The 11,728-nt window shown below is 61.7% G+C and carries 11 protein-coding genes; 2 read left to right on the top strand and 9 right to left on the bottom strand.

Going from position 1 to position 11,728, the window contains the following annotated elements; all coding sequences use genetic code 11:
• Positions 1–175 precede the first annotated feature (175 nt).
• A complete protein-coding gene (locus NUW23_12400) occupies positions 176–1,375 on the bottom strand; it encodes a PLP-dependent aspartate aminotransferase family protein (GenBank protein MCR4426966.1) in 1,200 nt (399 codons plus the stop codon).
• A 256-nt stretch (positions 1,376–1,631) separates the two neighbouring features.
• Here NUW23_12400 and NUW23_12395 point away from each other — a divergent pair, with 256 nt between their 5' ends.
• A complete protein-coding gene (locus NUW23_12395; protein MCR4426965.1) occupies positions 1,632–2,630 on the top strand; it encodes an ATP-grasp domain-containing protein in 999 nt (332 codons plus the stop codon).
• A 113-nt stretch (positions 2,631–2,743) separates the two neighbouring features.
• On the opposite strand, the gene fabZ is transcribed toward NUW23_12395, so the two are convergent.
• The 8 genes from fabZ to NUW23_12355 all read right to left on the bottom strand — a co-directional run bounded on the left by fabZ (position 2,744) and on the right by NUW23_12355 (position 8,994).
• Entirely contained in the window at positions 2,744–3,199 is a 456-nt protein-coding gene (gene fabZ / locus NUW23_12390) for a 3-hydroxyacyl-ACP dehydratase FabZ (protein MCR4426964.1), read from the bottom strand.
• Between the two features lie 3 nt (positions 3,200–3,202).
• Entirely contained in the window at positions 3,203–4,465 is a 1,263-nt protein-coding gene (gene fabF, locus NUW23_12385) for a beta-ketoacyl-ACP synthase II (protein MCR4426963.1), read from the bottom strand.
• Entirely contained in the window at positions 4,462–5,208 is a 747-nt protein-coding gene (gene fabG, locus NUW23_12380; protein MCR4426962.1) for a 3-oxoacyl-[acyl-carrier-protein] reductase, read from the bottom strand. The genes fabF and fabG overlap by 4 nt, the downstream gene beginning before the upstream one ends.
• Positions 5,205–6,128, bottom strand: coding sequence for an ACP S-malonyltransferase (gene fabD / locus NUW23_12375; GenBank protein ID MCR4426961.1), 924 nt, complete (start codon positions 6,126–6,128; stop codon positions 5,205–5,207). The genes fabG and fabD overlap by 4 nt, the downstream gene beginning before the upstream one ends.
• A gap of 19 nt (positions 6,129–6,147) precedes the next feature.
• A complete protein-coding gene (gene fabK / locus NUW23_12370; protein MCR4426960.1) occupies positions 6,148–7,104 on the bottom strand; it encodes an enoyl-[acyl-carrier-protein] reductase FabK in 957 nt (318 codons plus the stop codon).
• A gap of 1 nt (position 7,105) precedes the next feature.
• Positions 7,106–7,333 (bottom strand): acyl carrier protein, encoded by a 228-nt coding sequence (gene acpP / locus NUW23_12365; GenBank protein MCR4426959.1) that lies wholly within the window; start codon positions 7,331–7,333, stop codon positions 7,106–7,108.
• Between the two features lie 24 nt (positions 7,334–7,357).
• Entirely contained in the window at positions 7,358–8,332 is a 975-nt protein-coding gene (locus NUW23_12360; protein MCR4426958.1) for a ketoacyl-ACP synthase III, read from the bottom strand.
• Positions 8,333–8,514: 182 nt separating this feature from the next.
• Complete coding sequence (locus NUW23_12355) at positions 8,515–8,994, bottom strand: MarR family transcriptional regulator (GenBank protein ID MCR4426957.1); 480 nt, start codon at positions 8,992–8,994, stop codon at positions 8,515–8,517.
• Positions 8,995–9,327: 333 nt separating this feature from the next.
• Between NUW23_12355 and NUW23_12350 the strand changes: the two genes are divergently transcribed.
• The coding region (locus NUW23_12350) for a VWA domain-containing protein (protein MCR4426956.1) at positions 9,328–11,728 on the top strand (2,401 nt) is incomplete at its 3' end.

Below are 11,728 nucleotides of genomic sequence, written 5' to 3'. Positions count from 1 at the left end.
GAAGTCAGGGCCGCCCCTGCCAGAACGAGCGCCGTAACCAGGGCGGATGTCATCGCGAACCTTCTCACGTACATGTTGGAGTCGCACCTCTCATCTGGTTGGCTCACGCATTGCGCTGCCACTATTCTCCCGAAGGTGCGACTCGCATATTCGTCGTTACCCATCTGGTTCGGAATCAGCGATGGATCTCTCGAAGCGCTCTGCGAAAATCGGAGATGATATCCTGCTCTGCCTCTATTCCACATGAGACCCTGACCAGTCCGCCACTGATGCCCATGGCCTCCCGTTGGGCTTCGGGAATTGACCTGTGAGAGGTGCTCGCAGGGTGCGATATCGTGGTCCATACTCCGCCGAGACTAGGCTGCAAGCGAACGAGGTCGAGTGCCCGGACCAGCGCGGAGACCGCGTCCCATCCTCCGTCCAGCTCGAATGAGAGCATGCCCCCGAACCCACGTCTTAGGAGTCCGGCCGCGATCCCGTGGTCCGGGTGAGTCGACAGGCCCGGGTAGTGGACCTTGCATACGCCAGGCTCTTCTACGAGCGCCCGTGCGAGCGCCATTGCGTTCGATGATTGCCTCTCCACTCGCAGCGCCATGGTACGAAGGCCGAACAGCACGAGCCAGGCGTCAATCGGCCCTAAGGTGCTACCCAGTTCTATGGCAGCTGAGGCCACCTTCTGGATGAGTTCGGCCCTTCCTGACACCACCCCCGCAGTGGAGCTATCATGGCCTGCCAGGTACTTGGTTGCACTGTGTATCACCAAGTCAGCTCCGAGCTCCAGCGGACGTGCAAGAAATGGTGTGGCAAAAGTGTTGTCAACCAGCAGCAGGGCCCCGTGGGAATGGGTGATGCCTGCGAGTTCCTCAAGATCTGCTACTCGCATGAGTGGGTTGGAGATGGTCTCGGCCAACAAGGCGCTGGCGCCTGGCGCGAGTGCCTCCTCCACCAGGTCCAGCCTTGTGGGATCGCAGAACGTGACATCGAACCCCATCGGGCGCAGCCTGTTGGCCAGAAGAGAGTAGGTCCCGCCGTAGACGTCCGAGGCCACAACAACGCGGTCGCCGGGCGTAACGACCGCGAGGACTGATGCGAGCACAGCCGCCTGCCCTGAGGCAGTGCACCTTGCAGCCTCCCCAGATTCGAGGTCTGCCACGGCCTGCTCGAAGAGGGCGTGGCTGGGATTGCCGTACCTTGTGTAAGCGTAGCCAGCACGGTCGCCAGCCATGACGTGGTCGAGTTCCTCGAGAGTATCGAAACCGAACACTGAACTCGCGTAGATCGGCGGGGACGACGGCGTCCCAGGCCCAGCTGGAATCTCGCGTCCCGTGTGAACCGCCAAAGTTGAGATGTCGAAACGTGTCGCATGAGTGGTCATTGCCCACACCTCCTCTTCAACCGGGTTATTCACCCCGTGCCGTCAGGTTCCTCTATGAGCCCAGACCGCGCCCAAGGCCGCCACATCCCGAAATATCACGCGGCACGGAGCGGCTTATCCAAAACGTCGCAGGGAGTCGTTCCGCCACTTGCAGAGGGGTGTGGGAGCTGTCGACTTGCCACCAGCAAGGCATTATGATCAGCTTGATTCGGGTCACGGTTCCTCTATTACGCTTTGGGGGAGTTGAAAAGATAAGATGGGGGCCACCGTGGGCATTACCTTCAACCTGAAGAGGGATTTCCCTCGGGCATGCGGCAACGGCGGCTGCGCAGAGGATCAGGCGGCAGAGTGTGAGGAACAAGAGACAGTAGACTCGCTCGCGGCGTCGCTAGGCCGGCAGTGTGACCGCGTGCTGCTCTTCCCCCACCAGCCGGACCTCCTCGAAAGATTGGACGAAGCTCGTCCGGACATGGTCTTCAACATCGCCGAGGGATGGGTCGGGCGAAACCGAGAGTCTCTGATCCCAGCGCTCCTCGAACTACTCGGGATCCCATTCACCGGCTCCGATGCGCTCACACTCGGCATCGCGTTGGACAAGGCAATGGCGAAGAGAGTGGTCTCCACGGCCGGGATCCGTACCCCCAGGTACTGCAAGATCAACACGGTTGAGGACCTCTCCAGAGTAGACCTGGCTTTCCCCATGTTCGTCAAGCCGAACTGCGAGGGATCCAGCAAAGGCATCAGAAACTCCTCGCGAGTGAATACCCCGGAAGAACTCGCGGCGAAGGTGCAGTGGGTCCTCTCGACCTACCACCAGCCCGCTCTCGTGGAGGAATTTCTGCCCGGCAGAGAGTTCACAGTGGGCATAATAGGCAACGGCAAGCCGCACGTCCTCCCCATCATGGAAGTCTGCCCTGGGGACCGGGAGGCAGCGGACCATTCTTTCGTATATTCGTACGAGACCAAGAGCGGCAATCTGGAGAGGTTCAAAGTCCCGGCTCCGATACCAGACACCTTGGCGCGCGAACTGTCTGACATGGCTGTGGCCGCGTTTGAGGCCATGGAATGCCGGGACGTCTCCAGGGTCGACTTCAGGTTGGATGAAGCGGGGAAACCTTACTTTCTGGAGATCAACCCACTCCCCGGGATGTCCCGGGTCAGCCTGCTGCCCTTGCAGGCGCGGGCCGCCGGCATGGCATTCGATGAACTCGTGAGGTGGATCCTCACGTCGGCGTGGGCCCGCTACTACCACTAGCCGTGCAAGGCAGAGCAAGCACAGGACGGGCGCCGGCGGCCTTCATCCGAGGCCAAGCGCCCGTCTCGCATTTCCGTCGGATGCCCGGTCTGGGCGCTCGATGGCGCCCTCCTTCACTCCTTCCCGTCCTTGTTGGGCGGTTGCTCAACTGCAAACATAATCTCCGCCTCTGCCACTACCTTATCCCCTACCATCGCAACGGCTGCCCCAATCCCCATCCGACCCCATTTCCTGACCAACTCAGTCTCTATCACGAGCAAGTCCCCGGGAACGACTTTCCTGCGGAACCGTGCCCGGTTGATCCCTGCGAAGTAGGCCCGCAGGCCTCTGTACTCATCCTCCGCGAGCAACGCAGCCGCGCCGACCTGCGCCATTGCCTCGATGATGAGCACACCCGGCATGATCGGCAGGCCAGGGAAGTGGCCTTGTAGGAACCACTCGTCAGGAGCCACGCACTTCGTTCCCCTTGCCCTCTTGCCCGGCTGCAGCTCAGTCAGGGCGTCGACCAGGAGGAAGGGCGGGCGGTGTGGGATGATGTCACGGATGTCGGGGACAGGTTGATACTCCAAAGCCTAGTTCCCCCCATACTTCTTAAACACTAGAGTGGCGTTGTGCCCTCCGAATCCCAGGGAATTGCTTATCGCCCACTCGAGTGAGGCAGGCCGCCCAGTGTTTGGGACATAGTCCAGATCGCACTCGGGGTCGGGCTCACCGTAGTGGATCGTGGGTGGGATGAATCCACGGTCGAGAGCCAAGATCGTCACGATAGCTTCTACCGCACCCGCCGCTCCGAGCAAGTGGCCGACCATGGACTTAGTGGAGCTCACCGCGAGCTTCGAAGCATGGGACCCGAAGGTCTGCTTGATCGCCTCCGTCTCGAGCTTGTCGTTCAGGGGCGTCCCGGTGCCGTGGGCGTTTACGTAACCCACCTCGTCTGGAGCCGCTCCAGCGTCGCGCAGGGCCTCCTCCATTGCCCGGGCTGCACCTTCGCCGCCTGGAGACGGGCTGGTTATGTGGTACGCGTCGGTGGATGTCCCGATGCCGGCCATCTCCGCGTAGATGCGTGCCCCGCGCGCCTCCGCGTGTTCACGAGACTCGAGGACGAGCATCCCTGCGCCTTCTCCCATCACGAACCCATCCCGGCGCCGGTCGAATGGACGCGGAGCATCATTTGGATCTTCCTGGGTAGAAAGCGCCTGCATGGACGCAAACCCGGCCACCGAAAACGCGGTGATCGCGGCCTCGGTGCCCCCGGTCACCATGACATCAGCACGCCCGTCCTGGATGGTCCGAAACGCGTCTCCTATGGTGTGCGAGGCAGACGCACAGGCTGTCACCACCGAAGAGCTCGGTCCCTTGGCGTTCAGAATAATGGCAACGTTACCTGCAGCCATGTTCGTTATCATCATCGGGATGAAGAAAGGACTGACCCACTCGGGCCCACGCTCAAGGAACCGGCGGTACTGTTCCTCGATGGTTTCCATGCCCCCCACCCCGCTTCCGATCGCCACTCCCATGCGCTTGGGGTCTACCTGTCCTGCTTCGCTAGAAATTCCAGCGTCAGCTAGGGCCTCGAGGGAGGCCACTACTGCGAACTGTGTGAACCGGTCCATCCGCTTACGTTCCTTCCGGTCTATGAGGTCTCCGGGGTCGAAATCTGTTACCTCCGCTGCGAGCTTCACCTTGCTCTTTGACGTGTCGAACTTGGTGATACGCCTGACCCCGCACTCCCCCGCACTCACGCCCTCCCACAATCGGCCAACACCAACACCGAGCGGGGTCACAGCCCCCATCCCGGTCACGACGACCGTGCGCTTTGTGTTTTGTCGCGTCACGTTGCGAGCCCCCCATCGACTTGAATGACCTGGCCCGTAATGTAGGCGGAATCGTCGGAGGCAAGGAAGGACACCACGCCGGCCACGTCGTCGGGCTCCCCCAGCTTACGCATGGGTATTCGTGCGAGATAGCCCTCGCGCACTGCGCTGTCCAACGCAGAGGTCATGTCGGTGACTATGAAGCCTGGGGCCACCGCATTGACTGTGATGCCCCTACTGGCGAGTTCGAGTGCGAGAGACTTGGTCAGGCCGATGATGCCAGCCTTGCTCGCCGCGTAGTTGGCCTGACCCGGGTTCCCTGTGATCCCCACCACCGACGAGATGTTGATGATCCGCCCACCTCGCTGCCTGAGCATGATCTGAGCAGCCTGACGGCTGCAATGGAACGTCCCGAGAAGATTGACGTCGAGCACTCGGGTGAAATCTTCTGACGACATGCGCACTGCCAGACCATCCCTGGTGATACCGGCGTTGTTCACGAGGATGTCCACCCGACCCCACGCCGACATGACCTTATCGAACAGGCTTCTGACATCAGACTCCGAGGTCACGTCCCCGGGAACCACCATGGCACAGCCCCCGGACGCTTCGATTTCCTTCGCCAGCGCGGACGCGCTTTCTTCAGAAGAGGAGAAGTAGTTGACCGCCACACTTGCCCCCTCGCGTCCGAGCCTGAGTGCGATCGCGCGGCCGATCCCGCGGGCTCCACCTGTGACGATCGCCGTCTTGCCCGTGAGCCTCATGCCCACGCCCTCACTTCGTCCAGGGATTTTAGGTCATCCACGCTGGTGATCCTGGCGTCTGGAGCCATCCTGCGGACAAACCCGGAGAGAACCTTGCCCGGTCCGACCTCCACGAAGGTGTCCACGCCCTCCTCAAGCATGTTCGAAATGGTGTCCTCCCAGAGGACCGGGCTCGTGACCTGCCGTGCCAGGAGAGCAGGGACTTCGGCCGGGCCATCGATGTGCCTGGCGGTCACGTTTGAGAAGGCCGTGACCCTAAGGGGATTGATGGGTAGAGCAGCGAGTTCCGCAGCAAGCCGCTCTGCCGCAGGGGCCAACATGCTCGAGTGGAACGGTGCCGACACGTTCAACCTGATGGTCCGCTTCGCACCCTTCTCACGGGCGATCTGACACGCCCGATCGACCGCGGCGACCTCCCCGGATATTACGATCTGCCCGGGGCAGTTGAAGTTCGCCGCCTCCACCACACCGACGTCAGACGCCTCCAGGCAAGCTTCGACCACTTTGTCCCGCTCGAGCCCGAGGATGGTGGCCATGGTGCCCACGCCCTCGGGGACTGCTTCCTGCATGAACCGGCCCCTCTTGCTGACCAAACGGACACCATCTTCAAGCCCCAGGGCCCCACTGTAGATCAAGGCCGAGTACTCGCCAAGACTGAGCCCGGCGGTGACGTCTGCCTCCATCCCCGCCTCGCGGAGCACGGCGAGAAGCGCAAGGCTTGTAGTCACGATTGCTGGCTGGGTGTACTCAGTTTTGTGAAGCAAGCTGTTCTCCTCAAAACATATATTCTCCACGCCATATCCCAGGGCGTCGCTGGCCCGCCGATATACCTCGCGCGCCTTGGGCTCGGCCTCATAGACGTCCCGGCCCATGCCCACATACTGGGCTCCCTGGCCGGAGAAGAGAAACGCGGTCTTCATGAACTCACTCCCCCGGTGCTCAATCCCTGAATCTCAGGCCGACGGCCTCTATGATCTGTGCGGCCTGGGCCATCAGGCCCCTGACTATCTCCTCTGCGGAGGCCTCGTCTCTTACAAGCCCCGCTATCTGACCTGCCATCACCGAGCCGTTGTCCACGTCGCCTTCGCGGGCAGCCAGGGCTAGCTTGCCCTCTCCCAGGGCCTCGAGAGTCTCCGGTGGGGCGCCTGCCCGCTCGAGCCTCTGGAACTCTCGGACCAGCCGGTTCTTCAGGCAGCGGACCGGGTGTCCTGTAGACCTCCCGGTGACTGCAGTGTCGGAGTCCCGCGCAGCCAGCACTCTCGCCTTGTATCTGGGATGGATAGTGCACTCGGTCGCTACCAGAAACCTCGTTCCGAGCTGGACTCCGTCTGCTCCAAGGCAAAGCGCGGCGGCGACGCCACGGCCATCCCCAATGCCGCCAGCAGCAATGACAGGCACATCGACCGCGTCGGCTACCTGCGGAACCAGTGCCATGGTGGTCAGCTCACCGACATGTCCCCCGGACTCGTAGCCCTCGGCGATCACTGCATCCGCCCCTGACTCGACGACCCTGCGTGCCTGGGCGGACGAGGCGACCACGGGTATGACTATGACGCCAGCGGCCTTGAGCGCTGACATGAATTCGCCTGGGCTTCCCGCTCCGGTGGTCACCACAGAAACCCGTTCCTCGCACACCACGTCCACGGCCGCCCTGGCAGTCTGACTCATGAGCATGATGTTCACGCCGAACGGCCGGTCCGTGAAGGCCCGTGCCAGGCGAATCTGTTCCCTCAGCCATTCTGGCGGGGCATTGCCCGCCGCGATGATCCCCAGGGCTCCTGCATCGGAGACCGCCGCGGCGAGCGAAGCATCCGCTACCCAGGCCATGCCGCCCTGGATGATTGGGTAGTCGAGCCCCAGCATCCGGCATAGCCTGGATCCATACAAGGTCCTCATACTAGCTCCTAGCCTCGAGATACCTGACCGCGTCACCCACGGTCTTCATCGTCTTGGCGTCGTCGTCCTCGATATGCACACCCAGCTTCTCCTCGAGAGCCATGAGGAGTTCCACCATATCCAACGAGTCAGCGCCCAGGTCGCCCGTGAACGTGCTGTCCATAGTGATTCTGTCCTTCTCCACCCCAAGTTGGTCGGAGACGATATCCCTGATCTGCTCAAAAGCCATGTGAGGCATCCCCCTTCGGTTTCTCTATCCTCGAGTCCACGTGATTAAGTTGGCTCCCCAGGTGAGCCCTCCCCCGAAGCCAACAGTGATCAACTTCATGCCCTTTCGAAGAAGCCCCGCCCGGTTCATTTCATCGAGTGCAATAGGGATGCTCGCGGCCGAGGTGTTCCCGTAGCGTTCCAGGTTCGTGTAGAACCTACCCCGCGGGATTCCCATCCGGTTGGCCACGAAGTCTATGATCCGGTCGTTCGCCTGGTGGGGAACGAAGTATGACACGTCATCCGTGGAAAGGCCTGTTCCATCCAGCACCTGCGTAATACTGTCTGCCATCGCGCGCACTGCAAACTTGAAGACCTCACTCCCATCCATGCGGATATAGTGGTCCCCAGGGGCGCTGCTGTGAAACGGGTTGCGAGCGGAGATGCCCCCCGCGGTCAGCACACGCCCACGTGCCCCATCTGAACCCGACACATGGCGGACCAACCCGCTGTCCCGCCCCGATATGAGGAGGACCGCGCCTGCTCCGTCCCCAAAGAGAACGCAGGTGGCGCGGTCCGTCCAGTCTGTCAGTTTTGAAAGGGTCTCCGCCCCGACCACCAGGGCACACTTGAAAGCGCCTGATTCCATAAGGCTGTGCGCGGTCATCAGCGAGAACACGAATCCAGTGCATCCCGCCCACAGATCGAAACAAGTGGCCCGTGTGAGGCCAAGGTTCTTCTGGACAGTGCAGGAGACAGTGGGCGTAAAGCAGTCCGGGGTGAGCGTGGCTGCGATGATCAGGTCCACCAGGGAGGGATCGACCCCCGAAGACTCAAGCGCACGCTGGGCCGCCGCCGAGGCCAGGTCCGATGTCCCATCCCCGCACGCAAGCCTACGTTCCCTTATGCCAGTGCGGGTTCTGATCCACTCATCAGTGGTGTCGACCAAACAAGCCAGGTCCTCGTTGGTCACGACTCTCTCAGGCACGCAACTGCCTGTGGAGACTACCTCAACCGCCAAACGGCCTTCCTCCCCGGTGGGCACATCTTCTTTGCATCCCCAATAGTTTGATATGCCTACTAAATGCCGCGAAAATAGGGCTCCGCGTGCCCTGCGCACAGAGTGCCCAATTTGAAGATCAAATATTTTTTGGTTCAAAGTTTATGCTCACAAGGCCCGGTTGTCAATACCTGAATTTGGCCCTAGTCCGCCTGTTTGACTCCTTCCTCCCACAGGTCCATCGGGTCGACCTTGGCGAAGAACCGGTAGAGCTTCTCTGCGGCACTGATGACAGCCGTCTCCTCCTCCGGACTCAGGCCCTCAAGGATGCTTTCTACCATCTTGCGGTGAAACCTGTCGTGCACGTGGTATGGCAGCCTTCCTGCTTCCGTGAGCTTGACCAGAACGACCCGGCGGTCCTCCTCGGGGCGGATCCGGGTGACGTAACCTTTGCTGACCAGCCTGTTGACTGAGGTAGTCAGGGTCCCGAGTGTGACACCCAGTTGCGATGCGGTCTCGGACATGGATTTCGGCTCCCCCATGCCTACAGCCTCAAGCACGTGAATTTCGGACATGGTGAGCTCGAATCCGTAAGCGCGGCGGATCACTGCTTCCTCTATGGCGAGGATTCTGTTGAAGAGCCTGACAAGTAGGGCATTGAGCACTTCAGTGCTGCGGGACATCGTACCACCTCCCATCTTCGTCGTAGCCGCTCGCCGCCCTTCTCCGGCCCGGCGATGCGGACGGCCCGATCCGGGCATGCCCCGTGCGACTTCTTACGCCATTTAGTTTACCAGACATCTCGGCTTCTTCATATCCTTTCCGGCCGTGCCCGGGGCCGTGTTTTCGAGGCGGCGCGGCTTCTCCGACGATGTCATCGTCTTTTTGGGCGAAGTTTGAGTGGCAAAAGAAGGGGACCAAACCTGCTTATCGAATTCCATGTGTGGTCGCCGCGCCACACAGTGACTCCCGGGGTTCAGCAAGCACGGGTTCTGTAAGGAGGCTGAGATGAATTGATGCCGCTGTCCCGCCGCGCAGTGTACCTTCTCCTGCTGGTCGTCCTGTCTGCCCAGTGGATTGTCCCTGCCCCAGCAGGGGCAGTCTCAGCAGGCGATTCAAAGACTTACATTGAGTTCATCCTCGATGCGTCGGTCAGCATGACAGCAAGACTCGAGGGACGGAAGACCCGGATGGACGTAGCCCGGGAGGTCATGGAAGAGCTCATTCGTGAGCTTCCCGAGACTCCAGGCCTGGAGATTGCCCTTCGGGTCTACGGGGCGGAACTTGTCCGGGGAATGGCCCCATGTGAGGACTCCGTCCTGGTCCAGGGGTTCAAGCCGGTCCGCGATGCGCGCGGCCCGATGATCACGGCCGTCCGAGACATGAAGCCCAAGGGCATGACCCCTATCGGGCTCTCCCTCGAACTCGCCGCGAAAGATTTCCCTCGTGACCCTGACGCCCGGAAGATCGTCGTGCTCGTCACTGACGGTGAGGAAAGCTGCGGGGCCGATCCGTGCGCGATCTCGCGCCGCCTTCAGGAACAGGGCCTGATGCTCAAGCCGTATGTGGTTGGGTTCGCGCTGTCCGAGAAGCAGGCAGCCTTGGTCAGATGCATCGGCGAGTATTTTGAGGCATCAGACACCGCCTCTTTGCGCAAGGCTCTCACATCCATCATGGTGCAGGCCATATCCCCCGCAGTGCTTGAGGTTCAGGCATTCGGAGGTGGGGAGAATGTAACGTCCCGGGCAGGCATTCACGTGTTCAACGCTTTGGGGCAGCCGGCCAAGCCTGGAAGGCTCAGTCCGGACAGGTCGAGCCTTCTGTTCGAGCTGGACGAAGGAGTGTATACCGTCCGCGGGGATCTCTCTGTGGGTTCTGAGGTCGTCACCGCCACCCAGCCGAACATCATGGCCAAGAGCGGGCAGACCACTCGGATAAGGCTGGATTTCGGCCCGCTCACCGGGATGATTCGAGTCTTCGCGCGAGTCGGCGGGCAGGATGCGAGCGATCGGGTGGACATCGAAGTGACCAAAGCCGGAGCGCCCGTGGCCGCACAGTGGTTCGGCGCACCGCCGGTGGCGATGGTCCCTGCAGGGCAGTATGAGGTGACGGTGACCCTCAAGGGCTACCCTGCCTCCGCGAGATCCGCCTCGGCGTGGGTTTCTCCGAACAAGGAATCCGCTCTGGTGTTCGACCTGCCGGCGCCACAGGCGACCCTCGCGGTCCGCGCGATCTACGTAGGGCAGGACATCACGCCCAGCTGCGAATTCCGGGTGCTGTCAGCGGGACAGGTCAAGGCGTCTTCGCCCGCGGGCAGGGGCCAGTTTGTGATCCAGGCAGATCCCGGTGTGGTAGGTGTCGTGGCCCGGTACGTCGGGGACGTGTCAGTTGAGAAAACGGTCCCAGGCGTGCGGCTTGTCGCTGGAGAGACCACCAACGTCACCGTTGACTTCGGGGATATGCTCGCGACGTTGCGCGCACGAGTGGTGGCACGAGGCGCGGACGTGACGGCAGTCTCCAAAGTGTCCCTTGCCGGGCAGAGGACCGTCCCGGACGTGCCGCTGCGAGGGGCTTACCGGGAGACCATCACAACACCCGGGGCGTATGGAGTGATGGCCACTTACGCCGGGATAGAGAGTGACATCGTCGAGGCCTACGCCAAACCCGGCCAGGTGACAGACGTGGTCGTGGAAGTGAAGATGCCGGGCCAGCTCGTCGTCACTCCCAGGATGGAAGGAAAGGCGCTCTCACCCGACCGGGTCGTGTGCGAAGTGTTCGAGGGCACGGCTTCGATGGGGCGGATGATCCCGCAGATGGGCAAGCTCGTCATGTCCTTGCCCGAAGGAGTTTACACAGTCCGCGGCTCCATCGACACGCCCGCTCCGCAGATGCAGGAGATACCGAATGTAGCGATTAGGTCTGGGGTCGTCACAGATCTTGTGATGGACTTTCTCACAGAGGCACGGGTGCGAGTGATCGTCACAGCCGCGGGCAAGCCCTTCCGAGACGCTGACGTCAGCCTCATGCAAGGTACGAAGTTCGTCAGCTGGATGACGGAGCAGTCGCCCGGAGTGTGGGAGATCGCGCGCGAACCGGGTGTCTACGACGTCGTGATCCAACCCAAAGCAGTCGGATCGGACCCGATCCACCTGACAGGGATCGAGCTGACGCGCGGAAAGACCATCGAGAAGACAGTGGCCGTCGATCCGCGTGGCGTGATCGCTGTGAAGCTGCTGGCCGCAGGCACGCCCACGAGCGACGCGGATGTCGGCTTGGTACGGGACGGCAAGTTCCTCTCCTGGATCGAGAGGAAACAGGCCGGGCTCTTTGAGATCACCGTGGCGCCCGGGGTTTACGACGTGACGGTCAGGCCCAAGGTGTCGGGCTACAAGGAGCAAACCGTGTCCCCAGTCGAGG

The sequence above is a fragment of the Bacillota bacterium genome (genome assembly GCA_024655925.1).
In the GTDB taxonomy this organism is placed as follows: domain Bacteria; phylum Bacillota; class DTU025; order DTU025; family JANLFS01; genus JANLFS01.
This window is presented reverse-complemented; position numbering and strand designations above follow the sequence as displayed.